The sequence below is a fragment of the Methylobacterium sp. J-118 genome (assembly GCF_057836565.1).
Genome location: NZ_JBYQFA010000001.1, coordinates 3,345,289 through 3,362,185, shown reverse-complemented (window position 1 = coordinate 3,362,185; position 16,897 = coordinate 3,345,289). Strand labels below are relative to the sequence as shown.

13 protein-coding genes are annotated in these 16,897 nt (G+C 68.5%); 2 read left to right on the top strand and 11 right to left on the bottom strand.

The window, feature by feature from the left end:
* Nucleotides 1-68: 68 nt before the first annotated feature.
* On the bottom strand, nucleotides 69-533 hold the full coding sequence (locus AC3IF3_RS16185; protein ID WP_489229516.1) for a hypothetical protein: 465 nt from the start codon (nucleotides 531-533) through the stop codon (nucleotides 69-71).
* A 476-nt stretch (nucleotides 534-1,009) separates the two neighbouring features.
* Nucleotides 1,010-2,215 carry a trans-sulfuration enzyme family protein gene (locus AC3IF3_RS16180; protein ID WP_489229515.1) on the bottom strand — a complete coding sequence of 402 codons (1,206 nt, stop codon included), beginning with the start codon at nucleotides 2,213-2,215 and terminating at the stop codon, nucleotides 1,010-1,012.
* Between the two features lie 81 nt (nucleotides 2,216-2,296).
* Between AC3IF3_RS16180 and AC3IF3_RS16175 the strand changes: the two genes are divergently transcribed.
* The gene (locus AC3IF3_RS16175; protein ID WP_489229514.1) at nucleotides 2,297-2,815 is read left to right on the top strand and encodes a TspO/MBR family protein; all 519 of its coding nucleotides are present in this window, start codon (nucleotides 2,297-2,299) and stop codon (nucleotides 2,813-2,815) included.
* 151 nt (nucleotides 2,816-2,966) lie between these two features.
* On the opposite strand, the gene AC3IF3_RS16170 is transcribed toward AC3IF3_RS16175, so the two are convergent.
* The 5 genes from AC3IF3_RS16170 to AC3IF3_RS16150 all read right to left on the bottom strand — a co-directional run bounded on the left by AC3IF3_RS16170 (nucleotide 2,967) and on the right by AC3IF3_RS16150 (nucleotide 8,906).
* Nucleotides 2,967-3,233, bottom strand: a complete 267-nt coding sequence (locus AC3IF3_RS16170; protein ID WP_489229513.1) for a DUF1640 domain-containing protein — start codon at nucleotides 3,231-3,233, stop codon at nucleotides 2,967-2,969.
* A gap of 65 nt (nucleotides 3,234-3,298) precedes the next feature.
* Nucleotides 3,299-3,811: a phosphate-starvation-inducible PsiE family protein gene (locus AC3IF3_RS16165; RefSeq protein ID WP_409564782.1), complete on the bottom strand. Its 513-nt coding sequence runs from the start codon at nucleotides 3,809-3,811 to the stop codon at nucleotides 3,299-3,301.
* Nucleotides 3,812-3,904: 93 nt separating this feature from the next.
* Nucleotides 3,905-4,462 carry a DUF4337 domain-containing protein gene (locus AC3IF3_RS16160; protein ID WP_489229512.1) on the bottom strand — a complete coding sequence of 186 codons (558 nt, stop codon included), beginning with the start codon at nucleotides 4,460-4,462 and terminating at the stop codon, nucleotides 3,905-3,907.
* Nucleotides 4,463-4,539: 77 nt separating this feature from the next.
* Nucleotides 4,540-7,680: an efflux RND transporter permease subunit gene (locus AC3IF3_RS16155; protein ID WP_243966911.1), complete on the bottom strand. Its 3,141-nt coding sequence runs from the start codon at nucleotides 7,678-7,680 to the stop codon at nucleotides 4,540-4,542.
* An 8-nt stretch (nucleotides 7,681-7,688) separates the two neighbouring features.
* On the bottom strand, nucleotides 7,689-8,906 hold the full coding sequence (locus AC3IF3_RS16150) for an efflux RND transporter periplasmic adaptor subunit (protein ID WP_489229511.1): 1,218 nt from the start codon (nucleotides 8,904-8,906) through the stop codon (nucleotides 7,689-7,691).
* 265 nt (nucleotides 8,907-9,171) lie between these two features.
* Here AC3IF3_RS16150 and AC3IF3_RS16145 point away from each other — a divergent pair, with 265 nt between their 5' ends.
* Nucleotides 9,172-9,354, top strand: a complete 183-nt coding sequence (locus tag AC3IF3_RS16145; RefSeq protein WP_243966909.1) for a hypothetical protein — start codon at nucleotides 9,172-9,174, stop codon at nucleotides 9,352-9,354.
* Nucleotides 9,355-9,521: 167 nt separating this feature from the next.
* Here the strand turns inward: AC3IF3_RS16145 and AC3IF3_RS16140 are convergent, their stop codons facing one another.
* The 4 genes from AC3IF3_RS16140 to AC3IF3_RS16125 all read right to left on the bottom strand — a co-directional run bounded on the left by AC3IF3_RS16140 (nucleotide 9,522) and on the right by AC3IF3_RS16125 (nucleotide 16,842).
* The gene (locus AC3IF3_RS16140) at nucleotides 9,522-10,829 is read right to left on the bottom strand and encodes an MFS transporter (RefSeq protein WP_489229510.1); all 1,308 of its coding nucleotides are present in this window, start codon (nucleotides 10,827-10,829) and stop codon (nucleotides 9,522-9,524) included.
* 24 nt (nucleotides 10,830-10,853) lie between these two features.
* Nucleotides 10,854-12,236, bottom strand: coding sequence for a 2-hydroxycarboxylate transporter family protein (locus tag AC3IF3_RS16135; protein ID WP_489229509.1), 1,383 nt, complete (start codon nucleotides 12,234-12,236; stop codon nucleotides 10,854-10,856).
* 439 nt (nucleotides 12,237-12,675) lie between these two features.
* Entirely contained in the window at nucleotides 12,676-14,325 is a 1,650-nt protein-coding gene (locus AC3IF3_RS16130; RefSeq protein WP_489229508.1) for a porin, read from the bottom strand.
* Between the two features lie 879 nt (nucleotides 14,326-15,204).
* Nucleotides 15,205-16,842, bottom strand: a complete 1,638-nt coding sequence (locus tag AC3IF3_RS16125; RefSeq protein WP_489229507.1) for a porin — start codon at nucleotides 16,840-16,842, stop codon at nucleotides 15,205-15,207.
* Nucleotides 16,843-16,897: the final 55 nt, after the last annotated feature.

The following is a 16,897-nucleotide window of genomic DNA, read 5'->3' as shown; positions in this document are numbered from 1 at the left end:
CTTGCGCCGGCGTCCGAAGAATAGGTCGCCGGCTCCCGCCGCGGGGAAAACCGCTCTCCGCCCTAGGCTTACTTGTTCTCCAGCACCTGCATCGGGTCCGTGCGCTGGCTCGCCGGCGGCTCCTTGGTGAGGTTGGCACCGTTCTCCCGCTGGACCTTCACGTCGCGCGGCGAACCCGGCCCGCCCACGGCAGTGCCCCCGTCGCTGCTCTGCGTCGGAACGGTGCCGGAGGCGAGTTCCAGGCACGTCACCATCTCGACGTAGGACGGGTAGCCGCCGGCCTTGAACTGGTCCTCGCACTGCCGTTTGGCCGCCGGGCTGTAGCTGCCCCAATGATGCTCGGCCTCCTTCCTGGCCTCCCGCTCGGAGCGCAGGCAGCCGTCATAATTGGCCTTGTCGCTGATCGACGTGTTGGTGACCTGCGCGGACCGGCAGGTCTGCTCGACATCGAGGTTCGGCACCGTGTCGGCGCGGGCGGGGCCGGCCAGGGCGCCGAGCAGGATCGCGGCGGCGACTGTGGGAAGACGTTTCATGGTGTTCAGAGCTCGCGCTTGGGTGGTGCCCGCAACAGGCTTCGCCGTCAAAACGCGCCAGCGTCGGTTTCGGCACCGTTTCCGAACCGTGACGAATCGCGAGTTGCCGACGGAGGCGGGGCTGGCCCTGGAGCGGCGGATGGGGCCATTGAGTTAAAACCCGTGGGATCCTCGTGGCGGCCGCCACCGAGGCGATGGCGAACTCCGTGCAGGCGATCGTGAAGCCGGCGACCCGCCGGCGCGGATCGGCGACCCGCGCGGTCGAGAGGGCGACGCGCACCGACGCTCAGGGTACACCGCCCGGCCTCCGCGGGCGACCGGGACGCCGTTCCGGCATTCCGAGAGCCTGATGTCGGAGGTCGGCCCGTTCCGAACCCGCGTCCAGGCAGTCTGACTGCGCGGGTAAAGTCTTGCTCGAGCCGGAGACAGGGATCCCGGCCGCTCCGCTCCCGCGGCCGGGATTGGTTCGGTGGCGCTCAGGCTTCCGCGTGCGCGTCGCGCAGCGCCCGGTCGAGGTCGCCGTACAGGTCGTCCGTATCCTCGATGCCGGTGGACAGGCGCAGCAGGTCTGGCGGGCAGGCGCTGCCCGGGCCCTCCACCGAGGCGCGGTGCTCGATCAGGCTCTCGACGCCGCCGAGCGAGGTCGCCCGCTTCCACAGCCGCACCCGCGCGGCGGTGGCGATGGCCCCGGCCTCGCCGCCCGCGACCCGGATCGACAGCATGTAGCCGAATCCGTCCCGCATCTGCCGGCGGGCGACCGCGTACCCGGGATCGTCCGGCAGGCCCGGATACAGGACCCGGCTCACCAGCGGGTGCCCGCTGAGGCGTTGGGCGAGCCGCAGGGCAGCCTCCGCCTGCGCCGCCGCCCGCAGGTGCAGCGTCCGGAGCGAGCGCATGAGCAGATAGGCCTCGAACGGTCCGAGGATGCCGCCGCTGCCGGCGCGGATGCCGCGGATCCGCTCCCAGAACGCGTCCGCGGTAGCGCCGGCCAGCACGCCCGCGACCACATCGGAATGGCCGTTGAGGATCTTGGTGGCCGAATGCATGACGATGTCGGCCCCGAGGTCGAGGGGGCGGGTATGCACCGGCGAGGCGGCGGTGGAGTCGACCGCGAGCCGGGCCCCGGCGGCGTGGGCGATCTCCGCGGCGGCGGCGATGTCGGTGACCGTCCAAAGCGGGTTGCCGGGTGTCTCGATCCAGACGAGCTTGGTCCGGCCGGGCTGGATCGCGGCGCGCAGGGCGCCTAAGTCGTCGGTCTCCACGAACGACAGCGTCAACCCGCGCCGGGGCGCCTCCTCGCGCAGCCAGCGCTTCAGCGCCCAATACATGACGGTTCCGGCGACGACGTGGTCGCCGGGTTCCAGCGCGCCGAACGCGGCGGTGGCGGCCGCCATGCCGGACCCGAACAGCAGGGCGCCGGCCCGGGCATTCTCCAGCATCGCCAGGACCGCTTCGGTCTCGCGCACCGTGGCGTTGTCGGGTCGGGCGTAACTGTAGCCCGAGCTGTAGCCGTTGTCGGGGTCGCGGACGAAGGTGGTGGAGAGGTGGAGCGGCCTCACCACCGCCCGGGTCTGAGGCTCGATCCAGCCCATCGCCTGCGCGGCGAGGCTCCGGGGCGCCAAATCAGACATTCCGTCGCGCCGGGTATCCGATAAACCCTGCGGCGCGTTAGGCTGTGACATCTGGCGATTCCCGGCGGATGGAGACGGGCGCGTGCCACGGCGCAGGGGGCTCGGCAACCCGTGCCACCGGAGACGGACGACATGACCGCCGCCACACACGTCGCCGAAGGCTCCGCCCTTCCGCGCTGGCTCCGGCTCGCCGCCGCGATCCTGCCGGTGGCGGCCACCGCAATGGTCGGGTCGATGGCGACCCAGGCGGAGATCCCGGGCTGGTATGCAAGCCTGAACAAGCCGGTCTTCAACCCGCCCGACTGGGTCTTTCCGGTCGCCTGGACGCTCCTCTACACGATGATCAGCGTCGCGCTGTGGCGGCTGCTGGGCGCGCAGCCGCGCACCGGACCGGGCCGCGAGGGCTGGTGGCTCGCGCTCGCCGCCTTCCTCGTCCAGATCGTGTTGAACGCCGCCTGGACACCGGTCTTCTTCACCGCCCACGCCATCGGGGCCGGCCTGATCGTGGTGGCGATGCTGTTGGTGATGGTGCTGTGGACCATCCGGCTGACGTGGCGTTTCGACCGGCTCGCAGCCTGGCTGCTGGTGCCCTACGCGGCCTGGGTCGCCTTCGCGACGCTGCTCAACGCCGCCATCCTGCGGTTGAACTGAGCGCGCGCCGGGGGCGGACTAAGATCCATCGGACCACGATCTCCCGTCGTTGCCGACATCCTTCGCGCCCCGCTGGCACGGCCACGTCAGGATCAGGGGGGATATCCGCCTCGAACCCCGCTCATCCGAGTTGCTACGCCCGGGCCGGCCTTCAGCGTGGACCCACGGACAACGCAGCGACGGCGCCGACGATCACCATCGCCTGGAAACCCATCGCGGCGACGACGAGCCATTTCAGGATCGCGTATTGCAGATCGGCAATCGCGATCCTGAGATCCGCCTGCGACGCCATTCCCGCCAAAATTGCCTCGCGCGCGTCACGCAGCGCGCCGGTCACGGCGTCGGCCTGCACGTCCGAGAACCCGGCCGCCTGCAGCGTGCGCGCGATCGCCAAAGTGTCGAGTGCGGCGAGACTCATGGGCGCGAAGCTCGCACGCGCCGCCCTGCCTGGCAGGTCCTCAGACCCGCGAAGCCGCAGTCAGGTCAATGTTCGTCACCCGCGGATTCCTCGCCCGCGGGTTTCCCGTCTCCGCGGGCGCGGTGGAGCAGGAAGATCGCGAAGACCATCGTGACGATCAATCCGGCCAGCACGCCGAGTTCGATCATCGAGGCCTGGAACAGCGCCTGCTTCTCCGGCGACCAATCCTTGGCGTGGGTGATCTCCGAGGATTGGAGCGTGATCACCAGGACCCGCCGGATCGAGGCGATGAGCCCGACAATCAGGAACGGCTCGCAGGTCAGCGTCCCCGACCGCATCGAGACCCGCACGGTGTGCAGGATCTCGATCAGCATCAGCAGGAACAGCAGCCGGTCGATCACCTCGAGGATCTGCTCGGCGCCCCCGAGGGCCCGCAGGGCCTGCCAAGTCAGTCCGGCAGCGTCGATCAGCGCCACGAGAGCGGTGACGGCGAGCAGGAGCCCGAGCGCCGCGTAGATCGCGTGCTCCGTGTGAAGGAAGATCGCGCTGGCGATCCGCGTCAGCTGGCCCTGCTTCATCGACCGATCCGGCATTGGGTCCCCCGAAATCATCACCCGAACAGAGTTATGCCGCACCGTCCGGCCGCCGATGAGAGCGGCGCGCGCGCCCGGTCAGTGGAAGAACGGCAGCGCGTGCGGGGCGAGATAGCCGAAGCCCAGCAGAGCCGCCCCGGCAAGCCCCAGGAAACCGCCGGCGAAGACCAGGACGGCGATGCCGGTGATCACCTCGGCCGAGGCCAGCACGATGCCGATCTGGAAGGCCGCCGAGGCCAGTTCGTAATGATGGTAGCGCAGCAGCGACAGGTCGCGCCGCTCCTCGGAGGCCCGGGCCTTCGCGGTCAGCTCCTTGCGGCCCTCGCCGGTGGCGGGCTCGGATTCCCACCGCGCCAGGGTCTTGGCCCATTCGGCGCGCTTGGCCGCGATGGCGTCCTGGTTCGGCGCCGGGGGCACCAGGGCCAGGGCCTCGTCGGCGGTCTTGAGCACCGTCGCGCGGATCGTGCGGGCCTGGAAATAGGCCCATTGATTGGCGGCCTCGACGTTGGAGCCGATGGATTCCGTCTGGGCGGCCTTGCCGAGGGTCTCGCTGAAGGCGAGGAACAACGCCAGGATCGAGATCAGGAGCGCGACGCGCTTGTTCGAGCCTTCGATCGCCCCGTGACCACCCGACATTGTTTCGCGAGTCCCCGTTGATTCGTCGGCGGGAGTCACAGCCCATCGCGGCCGCGTGCGCAATGCGCGGCGGCGGCCTATTCCGCCGCGATCCGAGGCGGCAGCGCCCGGCCGTCATTGGCCGGGTGGCGCGCCTCGCCGTAGCCCGGCGCGTCCTCCGGCTCGTCCCGCATGCCCACGAAGCGGCCGAACATCCGCTTGAGCAGGTGCGAGAGGTCGTCCATCAGCACGAAGATCGCCGGCACGAAGACCAGCGACAGCACCGTCGACACGATCAGGCCGCCGATCACCGCCACCGCCATGGGGGAGCGGAACTCGCCGCCGATGCCCAGCGCCATCGCGGAGGGCACCATGCCGGCCGCCATGGCGATGGTGGTCATCACGATCGGCCGCGCGCGCTTGCGGCCGGCATCGACGATGGCGGTGTTGCGGTCGACGCCCGCGCGAATCTGCTCGACGGCGAAGTCGACCAGCATGATCGCGTTCTTGGTCACGACGCCCATCAGCATCAGGATGCCGATCACCACCGGCATCGAGATCGGCATGTGGCAGATCAACAGCGCCAGGATCGCGCCGCCGATGGAGAGCGGCAGCGAGAACAGGATGGTCATCGGCTGGAGGAAGTTGCCGAACAGCAGGATCAGCACGCCGAACACCATCATCAGGCCGGCGCCCATGGCGAGCGCGAAACCCTCGAACACCTCACCCATCACCTCGGCGTCGCCGGTCTGGCTGATCGTGACCCCGGGCGGCAGATTTTTGGCGGTGGGCAGGTTCATGACCTGGGTGATCAGCTCCGCCAGCGCGTCCGTGCCCTGCATGTCGCCCTCCAGGGCGACGCGCACCGCGCGGTCGTAGCGGTCGATGCCCGTGGGGCCCTGGCCGAGGCTGATATCGGCCACAGTGGCGAGCGGGACGGCGGCCCCGCCCTTGACCGGCACCTTCAGGGTTTCGAGTTCGGAGAGCCGGCCGCGCAGGCTCTCGGGCAACTGAACCCGAATCGGCACCTGCCGATCGGTGGCGTTGAACTTGGCGAGGTTCATGCCGATGTCGCCGATCGTGCCGACCCGCACGGTCTCCGCGATGGTGTCGGTGCTGACGCCGAGATCGGCCGCCACCCCGGGCTTCGGCCGGATCCGGACCTCGGTCCGGTCCAGGGGCGCCGTCGACATGACGTTGACGAGGAAGGGAACCCGCTGGGCCTCGCGCTGGAGCTTGGCGGCGACCTCCGCCACCACCGCCTTGTCGGGTCCCGCGATGATCAGCGCGAGGTCCCGCTGCCCATTCTCGCGCAGGGCCCAGAAGCGCAGATCCGGCTCCTCGCGCAGGATCGCCGCGACCTCGGCATCGACCTGCTTCTGCGTCCGGTGGCGGGTGTTCTTCGGGGTGAGGTTGATGGTGAGGCTCGCCAGCCGCACCTCCTTCTTGGCCGGAAGCTGGCGGCCCCCGTCCACGAACACGCTCTTCACTTCAGGAAGTGCGCGGATCTTCGCCTCGATCCGGTCGGTGACTTGGACCGTGTCCGCGAGCCGGGCGCCCGGCGGCAATTCGAGGACGAACAGCGTCCGCGCCTGATCCTCCGCCGGCAGGAAGCCCGCGGGCAACAGGCCCGTGGAGGCGATCGAGGCGGCGAAGCACGCGATGCCCAGGACCAGCGTGATGAATTTGTGCCGGACCGACCAGGCCACGAGGCGGGTGTAGCCGCGCATCACGACACCGTCCCGGGTGTGGTCCGGCCCGTGGTCGCGCAGGAAATAGGCGGCGAGCAGCGGCGTGATCAGGCGCGCGACGAGCAGCGACATGAACACCGCCGCCGCGATGGTCAGGCCGAACTGCTTGAAATACTGGCCGGCGATGCCGCCCATGAACGACACGGGCGAGAAGATCGCCATGATCGTCGCCGTGATGGCGATGACCGCGAGCCCGATCTCGTCCGCCGCCTCCAGAGCGGCCCGGTATGGTGTTTTCCCCATCCGCATGTGCCGGACGATGTTCTCGATCTCCACGATCGCGTCGTCCACCAGGATGCCCGTGACCAGGGTGATCGCCAGCAGGCTCACGGCATTGAGCGAGAAGCCGAGCGCGCTCATCACCCAGAAGGTCGGCAGCACCGAGAGCGGCAGCGCCACCGCGGCGATCAGCGTCGCCCGCCAGTCCCGCAGGAACAGCAGCACCACGACGACCGCGAGGGCGGCGCCCTCGATCAGCCCCATCATGGCCGAGTGGTAATTGCCGATCGTATTGTCGACGCTGGTGTCGATCAGGTCGAAGCGCACATCGGGATTGGCCGCGTGAAGCGCTGCGATTTTCTTGGCCACCCCGACCGAGACGTCGGCGTCGCTGGCGCCGCTCGCCCGGGAGATCGCGAAGGCCACCACCGGCTCGCCGTTGAAGCGCGCGAAGGTGCGCGGCTCCTCGGCGGTGTCCGAGAGTGTCGCCAGCTCGTCGAGGCGGACCTTGCGGTTGCCCGGGACGACGATGGAGGTCTTGGCCAGCGTGTCGAGGCTCGCCGAGGCGGCAAGCGCCCGGATCGACTGTTCCTGGCCGCCGATCTCCGCCCGGCCGCCGGCCATGTCGGCGGAGGTCAAGCGCAGCTGCCGGTTCACGTCGGCGGCGGTGATGCCGAGCGCCAGCAGCCGGTCGGGCTTCAGAGTGACGCGGATCTCGCGGGCGACGCCGCCCAGCCGCTCGACGCCGCCCACGCCCTTCACGCTCTGGAGGCTGCGGGCGACCACGTCGTCCACGAACCACGACAGGTCCTCGGGCGTCATGGCCGGCGCCGAGGCGCCGTAGACCATGATCGGCAGCCCGGCGATCTCGACCCGGGACACGATCGGCTCGTCGATGGTGCGCGGCAGGTTCTGGCGGATCTTGGCGATCGCGTCCTTGACGTCGTTGGTCGCCCGGTCCTGGTTCACCTCCAGGCGGAACTCGATCGTCGTCGTCGAGATGCCCTCGGTGATGGTCGACAGGATGTGTTTGACGCCCTTCACCCCGGCGACCGAATCCTCGACCCATTTGGTGACCTGGGTCTGCAGCTCGGCCGGCGCGGCACCCGATTGGGTGATCGTCACCGAGACGATCGGGATGTCGATGTTCGGGAACCGGGTGATCGGCAGCGTGCGGAAGCTGACGAGACCGAGGATCATCAGGACCAGGAACAGCACCACCGAAGGGAGCGGCTTCCGGATCGCCCAGGCGGAGATGTTGAGGCGCATGGCTGATCCTACCGCGGGGCCGCGTCGGCCATGGGGGCGGCCATGGGGGCGGCCATCGGTGTGCTGATAGGAGCAGCCACGGCCCGCACCCGGTCGCCGTCGCGCAGGAAGCTGCCGGCGCGGGCCACGATGCTCTCGCCGGCGGCGACCCCGGAACGGATCTCCGTGAAGCCCTCGGCGGAGAGGCCCGTCGCGACGGTCCGGGCCTCAACGCGGCCGTCCTTCACCACGAGCACGCTGGCTTGGCCGTCGGCAGCGTAGAGCAAGCTGGAGACCGGCACCGCGACGCCCGTGCGGCGCGCCACCTCCACATTGCCGCGGGCGAAGGCGCCGATCCGCAGGGCCGGATCCTCGGCGAGCCGGATACGGATCTTGCCGAGGCGCGTCGCACGTTCGACCTCCGGATAGACCCGGCGCACCGCGCCCGTGAGGTGCCGGCCGTCATCGAGATCGAGGCTCGCCGGGTTGCCCACCTGGATGCGCGCCAGCGAGGTCTCCGGCACCTCGCCCTCCAGCTCGATCTCGCCCCGGGCGATCAGGCGGAACAGCGGCTCGCCCACAGCGGTGGCGGTGGCGCCGACCCGGGCGGTGCGGCGGTTGACGATGCCGGCCTCCGGGGCACGGATGTCGGTGCGCGCCCGCCGCAGGGCGATCTCGGATCCCGCCGCCCGGGCGGTGGCGAGGTCGGCCTGGGCGGATTGCAGGCCGCCCCGGGCGGCGGCGAGCCGGCCCTCGGCCCCCTGGGCCGCCGAGACGCGCTGCTCCAGCACGGCCGCGGTGGAGTTGCCGGTCTTGGCCAGCGCCTGCGCGCGTTCGAGCGCCTGCTTGGCCTCGACATTGGCGGCCTCCGCCTGGACGATCTGACTCTGGGCCTGGACGATGGCCGCCTGAGCCCGGGCGATCGCCGCCGTATTCGACGCCTCCTGGGTGACGATCATTTCCTGGGAGAGGCGTGCGAGCACCTGTCCCTTGGCGACGCGATCCCCCTCCTCGACGAGGAGATCGGTGATGCGCAGGCCCTCGACCTCGGGGGAGACGAGGATCTCGTCCCGGGGGACCAGCGTGCCGGTGACGACCGCCCGCTCGACGATCTCGCGGCTCTCCGCCGGGACGACGGTGACTGCGGGCGCGATGGCGGCGGCGTCAGGGACGGCGGCGCTCTCGACCGCCCGGGCCGGCGCCGTCGCCAGGATCGCGAGCGCGCACAGGAGAGAGAGGCGAGACACGCGCCAACACACAGAGTTCACGACGGGGCCTCGCAGTCGGCGCTCGAGTCTTCACGCAGCTTCCTCGCTGGGTAGCTCGGCGTTTTCATGGCGTATTGTCGTCACCGAGACCGAATGTAGCGCCGCCCGAGGAGGCCGTCGCCGGACCACACGCCGCATGTCGTCATGTGCAGGCACGTGCCGCTTTTCGATCGTTTTCCTGCAACCCGCCGGGGACCGCGACGTTGTTCCCGCACTGGACTTGTTGCGACCGGGAAAAGGTTCGATGAGCATCTTTCAGATCAAGCAGACGACGAGCGGCGCCGTGCTCTGGACCGGTGCGGCCGACGACGAGCAGACTGCGCTCGACGCCATGGCGCGCGAGGCGGGCTATCGGGACTTCAAGGCCATTCCGGACACGATCCGCGCCAATGGTATCGAGGCGGCCAGGCTCGACCTGATCTCCTGACGGTCTGCCGGACTTTCCGGGGGCCGAACAAAGGTCCCATGAAACCTCTGCCGCTCGGCGGCATCGATGAAACGTCGCGGTAATGCGCTGTGACCCCGGGGGTGCTTCGCCGAGGCCGTCCACGCCCTGGAGAGGGCGCAGGCCTCGCGGGGCCCCCCCCTTTTTCGTCAGGCCGGTACGGGGCTTCGCGCGGCCGTGGGCCTGCCCCCAAACAGGCTGAGCGTCGCGACGATGCCGCAGGCGGCCGCTGCCATCAGCCAGTAGCTCGGTGCCGCGCGGTCGCCGGTCTTCTCGATCAGATAGGTCGAGACCATCGGGGTGGCCGTGCCGAACAGGGCGGTGGCAAGGCTGTAGGCCAGAGAGAAGCCGCTCGCCCGAACGTGGGCCGGCACGACCTCCGACAGCGAGACCACCATCGCGCCGTTGTAGACCCCGAAGAAGAACGAGAACCACAATTCGACCGCGAGCATCTTGGCGAAAGTCGGATCGGCGACGAGCCAGTGCAGGGCCGGGTAGGTCGTCAGCAGCGACAGAATCGAGATCGTCAGCAGCACCGGCTTGCGCCCGATCGAGTCCGAGATCGCCCCGCCCACCGGCAGCCAGACGAAGTTGGTGATGGCCACGCACAGCGTCACCAGCAGGCTGTCGGTCTCGGTGAGCTTGAGGACGGTCTTGCCGAACGTCGGGGTGTAGACGGTGATCATGTAGAAGGTCACCGTGGTCATCGTCGTCAGCATCATGCCGAGCAGCACGATCCGCCAGTTGGCGGCGACGGTCGTGAGGATCTCGCGCGTCCCGGGGTGGTGGGTCCGCTTGGCGAAGGCCGCCGTCTCTTGGAGCGAGCGCCGGATAAAGAAGATGAACGGCACGATCAGGCAGCCGATCAGGAACGGGATCCGCCAGCCGAAATCGCCGACCTGCTGCTTGGTCAGGAAGGCGTTGAGCCCGTAGCCGATCAGGGCGGCGAACAGGATCGCCACCTGCTGGCTCGCCGACTGGAACGACGTGTAGAAGCCGCGCCGCTGCGGCGTGGCGATCTCGAACAGGTAGATCGAGACGCCGCCAATCTCGACGCCCGCCGAGAACCCCTGCAGCAGGCGCCCGGCGAGCACGATCAGCGGAGCCGCGAGGCCGATCGTGGCGTAGCTCGGGCAAAAGGCGATGAGCACGGTGCCGCTCGCCATGATCGCCAGGGTGACGATCAGGCCCTTCCGGCGCCCGATCCGGTCGATATAGGCGCCGAGCACGATCGCTCCGAGGGGGCGCATCAGAGCGCCAAGCCAGAACGTGCCGAAGGTCAGCAGCAGCTCGGTTGTCTCGTTGCCCGAGGGGAAGAACGCCTTCGCGATGGCGGTGGCGTAGAACCCGAACAGGAAAAAGTCGAACATCTCCAGGAAATTGCCGCTCGTGGCGCGGAGGATCGCTCCGATCCTGGATTTGAGGGTCGCCTCGACGGCACCCGGATCACCGGACATGATTCCACGCTCCCTGGGGGCCGCTCAGGCCCCGATCCATTGCATGGCGATGATCGTGCCGGTCACGGTCAGCGCGCCGCCGATGCGGGTGGCGATCTGCGCGAAAGGCATCAGCGCCATGCGGTTGGCCGCCGTGAGGATCGCCACGTCGCCGGTGCCGCCCTGACCGCTGTGGCAGGCGTTCACGATGGCGGTCTCGATCGGGTACATGCCGAGCCAGCGTCCGACGAAGAAGCCCGTCACCATCAGCGTCGCCACCGTCGACACGATGGTGATCAGGTTCACCAGGGTGAAGGCGGCTATCAGCTCGTTCCAGGGGGTGAGCGCGACGCCGATGGCGAAGAGCAGCGGGTAGGTCATCGAGACCTGGACGAACTTGTAGACCACGAAGCCGCCGGCCTGGAGATGGGGCGACACGGCGCTGGCGAGCTTGGCGAAGACCGCCAGGAACAGCATCGCCACGGGCGCCGGGAGCCCGACCAGGTGGTGGGCCATCACGCCGAGCAGGTAGAGGGTGATGGCGGTGAGCCCCGCGGCGGCGATCGTGGCGGGATCGATCTGTCCGCGCGCCGCCTCTGACTTGGCCTGCGCGTCGCTCGACTTCATCGTGTCCGAATCGGGCTGGAGGCGCCCCTCGCCGGTGAGGTGGGGATAGCGCTTGCCAACGGAATTGAGGGTGCCGGCGAATATGATGGCCGTGAGCGAACCCAGCATCACCGGCGGCAGGACCTGAGCGAAGATCACGCCCTGCTGCTGGCCGAGGATCGCCGCGTAGCCGATGGAGAGCGGGATCGCCCCCTCGCCGACACCGCCGGCCATGATCGGCACCACGATGAAGAAAAAGGTCTTGTAGGGACCGAGACCGAGCAGCGTTCCGACCAGCGTGCCCACGAGGGCCGCGGCCACGGACCCTGCGGCGAGCGGCGCGAAGATCTTGAGGAAGCCCTTGATCAGGACCTCGCGGTCCATCCCCAGGATCGAGCCGACGATGATCGTGGCGATGTAGATGTAGAGAAAGTTGGTGAACTTGGTGAAATCGGTGATCGCTTTCACCATCTGCGCCGGCACCAGCGCGTAGTAGACGAGGGCCGAGGGGATGAAGGTCGCGAAGATCGCCCCGGCGCCGATGCTCCGCAGGATCGGGATGCGCTTGCCGATCTCCGCGCAGGTGAAGCCACCCATCACCAGCACGGCGATCATGGTCGGCCCGTCTGGCTTGATCTCGCCCTCCTGGACCAGGATCGCGAGCAGGATTGCCAGCACGAGGTAGATCGGCAGCGGGATGATGCCGATCTTGAGATCGACGAGGCGCCACCAGCGCTCCGGCCAGGACCCGGCGGCCCGGCCCTCTCCGAGCCGGTCGTCCACCGGCGCGGGAACCGGGCTCGTGGTGGCGGTGCTGGTCATGGCATCCCCCCTGGATCACGCACCACGCACGGGCCGCTTCGGGCTTCGCCGCGCCTCGCGGACACGGTCCGTCAAGGTCCGCACGATCGGCGGAGATACAGTGACGTTTGGCGTATCAGCGCCGGCCAGGGGCGGCAACGCGATGCGGGGAACAAAGGGCGCAACCTGTACCGCGGACGGGGTTGAGGCGCCCGTCGGCGGGGGCAACGGGCGTCGCGGGTTCAAGTCCGGTGGCGCATCTTTTGATGGTGCGTCATCCATTTCCGATAGCCGGCGATAAGCTGGCGGACATGGTCTTTCGTCGTCGTCGGCGGGACGGACGCTGGCACAGTCGATCGGGCGCTGCGCCCAAAAAAGAGGCCCGGCACGGAGCCGGGCCTCGAAAGTTGTCTCGCACGGGGCCGGCGCCGGGACCGAAATTCCGGCGCCGACACTCGCATCAGAAGTCGCGCTGGACGCGGAGGCGCACCGAGGACACCGAGTCCTGCGTGGCGGTACGGACCGCGAAGGTACCGGCGTTGATGCCGGCGATGTTGCTGTAGGCGGTCGGGCTCTTGTCGAGGTCGATTGCCCGGCCGCTCTTCAGGTCGATCTGGGTGTAGTAGCCCTCGACGCCGATATCGAGGTCCTTGACCGGCGACCAGATCAGGCTCGCGCCGGCCACGAACTGGTAGGTGTCGCGCAGCGCCTGGCTCAATTGGTAGAACCGGGTGCCCGGGACGCCGACGGCGTTGGAGCCAAAGCTGTTGGCGCCGTTCGGGTTCGTCAGACCGAAGATCGCGCCCTGAGCGAGGCGCGCACCGGCGGAGAAGCTCTGCTCGCCATAGGAGCCTAACACGGCCGAGCGCCATTCCGGCGACCAGTAGTGCAGGTACGAGGCGACCGCGGTGAAGCTGGTCGAGGTCTGCAGCTGGCCCGTGAACGGGTTGATCGTCGCGTCGGAAAAGTACTGGGCGAACTTCTGACCCTGGATAGTCGTGGTGCTCTGGGTGTAGGACCCCGTGAACGCGGAGTAGCCGGTGTAGAGCTGCGCGCCCTCGCCGTAGGCGCCCTGCAGGTACAGGGCGTCGCCCGGCGCGATGAACGGGGCGTTGATCTTCAGGCCGCCCTGCACCGCCCAGCCCAGCACGCTGTTGGTATGCGGGAGGCCGGTGACGATGCCGCCGCTGCCGACGGCGGTCGCAGTCGACAGGTTGCCGATGTTCAGCTCGTGGGTGGCGGCGGAGAGCTGAGCCGAGCCCCAGGCCTGGTCGAGGCGCACGACGCCGACGAAGTCGGGCAGCCGCGAGCGCTCGATGCTGTCGACGTAGCTGTAGCGGGTCGGGACGCCGCCGGTATAGCCGACGAAGACCGGCGTCGGCTGGTTGGTCACGCCGAAGTTCGACACGCCCCCCGAATTCACGGTGGCGGAGATGTTCTGGGGCGAGAAGATCGGGGTGCGGCGGAAGACCGGGTCTTCGATCGAGAGCGTCGCCGACAGGCCGTTGCCCACCGTCGCCGTGTAAGCGAGCAGGTTGGTGGAGGAATTGTCCGAACCGGCGGTGGCGCCGGCGAACTCGAAGTCGTGGGCGTAGAAGTCGAAGAACGACGACGCGCGACCGGCGGTGAGGCCCGCGAACTGGATGAACGCCTTGTCGACGTTCGAGTACTGCGAGTCGCGGCCGAAGCTGTCGGTGCCGATGCCGGCATAGGCTTGGCCGATGCGCTGCTGGGTGCCGGACTGGCCGACGCCGGAATAGCCGGTCCGGGCGCCGGCATCCAAGCGTACGAAGGCGCGCAGGGTGCCGTAGGCGGTCTGGGTGCGGGCATCGAGGTTGATGCGCATCCGGCCCTGGTAGCCCGACGTGTCGCCGTTGCCGGCGGCGCGCGAGTTGCTGGTCATGTAGCCGCCCTCGAACCGGGCACGGCCCGAGATGCGCAGGCAGGTGTCGGTGCCCGGGATGTAGAAGAAGCCGGCACCGTAGGCGTTGCAGACGCGGACGTACTCGACTGGCACCGCCTTCTTGACCGGCAGGTCGGCAGCGTGCGCGGCCCCCACCGCCGCGAACGCGGCGGCGGACCCGAGCAGCGAGCTCTTCAAGAGCTTCATAGACATCTCCAAAGCTTCGAGACCCGATATCGCCATCCGCGCAGTTTTGATCTGCACTACAGGCACGTTATTTTATTATTCTGCCTATTACAGGCAGCTTTGTTCGGGCACCCGATTTCGAGACGCGCCGATGCATCGGCACATTGTGCAAACCAAAGCTTCACCGCAACATGGATTCACATATCGACTGGGTCTTGTCTCAATATGTCGCAACATCGCAACAAGATTGAGAGCAAATATATCTGCACCTAAGTATCATTTGAAAATCCGACGTACTTATAAAACAGACATTACATAGTTTTGCTATATGTATTAATGGAAATATTATACTATCAAAGAGCAATATTTTGCGAGCTCTCCCGCGGCCCGCCATACGCTCGGCGGACGGCGTTGCCCGCCGTTTTCAAACCGGCAAGACACGACACGCACCCTCTGGACGGGAGAAACGGCCGGCCGGATGTGTCCGGCGCCGATCCGATCGTGATGATGATTCTCGACGCGGCCGACTCACCGCTGTCCGGGGCGTGGCGCCGGCTCCGACGGCGCAGCCGGTCCGACAGGGGCGTCGGCCATCAACCCAACGACGCGTCACGGCGAGCACCGCGGACACGGCCGGCACGGGGCGGCATCAGGATCGAAGTGATGGGCGCAGGCCAGCCGTCGGCGGGCGTCGAGCCGTCCGGCCCAGCCGATAGAGGCGGCCGCATCGCCCGCGAGATCGGGCAGCGCGGGAGCGCCCTGGCATCGGCGGCGCGGGGCGGCGGGCCGGATTCGGGTTCGGAACCGAGCCGAACGACAAAAAAGGCCCGGCCGAAGCCGAGCCTTGAGATCCGTGAAGCACGAGGAAGGCTGCCGGGGCCGAAGCCCCGGCGGGCCGGATCAGAAGTCGCGTTGGACGCGGAAGCGGACCTGGGACACCGAGTCCTGCGTGGCGGTCCGGACCGCGAAGGTGCCGTTGTTGATGCCGGCGATGTTGGCGTAGGCGGTCGGGCTCTTGTCGAGATCGATCGCCCGGCCGTTCTTCAGGCCGATCTGGGTGTAGAAGCCCTCGACACCGATATCGAGGTCCTTCACCGGCGACCAGATGATGCTCGCGCCGGCCACGAACTGGTAGGTGTCGCGCAGCGCCTGGCTCAGCTGGTAGAACCGGGTGCCGGGGGCGCCGACGGCGTTGGAGCCGAACGGGTTGCTGCCGGCCAGACCGCTCACGAGGTTGTAGATCGCACCCTGGGCGAGACGGGCGCTGTTGGAGAAGCTCTGCTCGCCGTAGGAGCCGAAGAAGGCCGAGCGCCATTCCGGCGACCAGTAGTGCAGGTACGAGGCGACCGCCGTGAAGCTGGTCGAGGTCTGCAGCTGGCCCGTATAGGGATTGATCGTCGCGTCGGAGAAGTACTGGGCGAACTTCTGACCCTGGATCGTCGTGGTGCTCTGGGTGTACGAGCCGGTATACGAGGAATAACCGGTATAGAGCTGCGCGCCCTCGCCGTAGGCACCCTGCAGGTACAGGGCGTCGCCCGGCGCGATGAACGGGGCGTTGATCTTCAGGCCGCCCTGAACCGCAAATCCCTGGACCGTGCTGGTGTGGGCGGGGACGAGGACCGGGCCCGTGCCGGTGCTGGCGGCGGTCGACAGGTTGCCGACGTTCAGCTCGTGGGTGGCGGCGGAGAGCTGGGCCGAGCCCCAGGCCTGGTCGAGGCGCACAACGCCGACGAAATCGGGCAGGCGCGAGCGCTCGATGCTGTCGACGTTCCCGTAGCGGCCAGGACCGACGAAGATCGGGGTCGGCTGGTTGGTCACGCCGAAGTTCTGCACGCTGCCCGTGTTCAGGGTGGCGGAGACGTTGAACGGCGAGAAGATCGGGGTGCGGCGGAAGACCGGGTCTTCGATCGAGATCGTCGCCGACAGGCCGTTGCCCACCGTCGCCGTGTAGGCGAGCAGGTTGGTGGAGAAGTTGTCCGAACCGGCGGTGGCACCGGCGAACTCGAAGTCGTGGGCGTAGAAGTCGAAGAACGACGACGCGCGACCGGCGGTCAGCCCGGCGAACTGGATGAACGCCTTGTCGACGTTCATGAACTGCTGGTCGCGGCCGAAGCTGTCGGTGCCGATACCCGGGTAGGCCTGGCCGATGCGCTGCTGCGTGCCGGAGGTGCCGACGCCGGAATAGCCGGTGCGGGCGCCGGCATCCAAGCGCACGAAGGCGCGCAGGGTGCCGTAGGCGGTCTGGGTGCGGGCATCGAGGTTGATGCGCATCCGGCCCTGGTAGCCCGACGTGTCACCGGCAGCGCCGGCCTGGCGGGTGTAGCTGGTCTGGTAGCCGCCCTCGAACCGGGCGCGGCCCGAGATACGCAGGCAGGTGTCGGTGCCCGGGATGTAGAAGAAGCCGGCACCGTAGGCGGTGCAGACGCGGACGTACTCGATCGGCACCGCCTTCTTGACCGGGAGGTCGGCGGCGTGCGCGGCACCCACCGCCGCGAAGGCGGCGGCGGACCCGAGCAGCGAGCCCTTCAAGAGCTTCATAGATATCTCCAAAGCTTCGAGACCCAATGATGCGGACGTGCCCGGTTGACCGGAT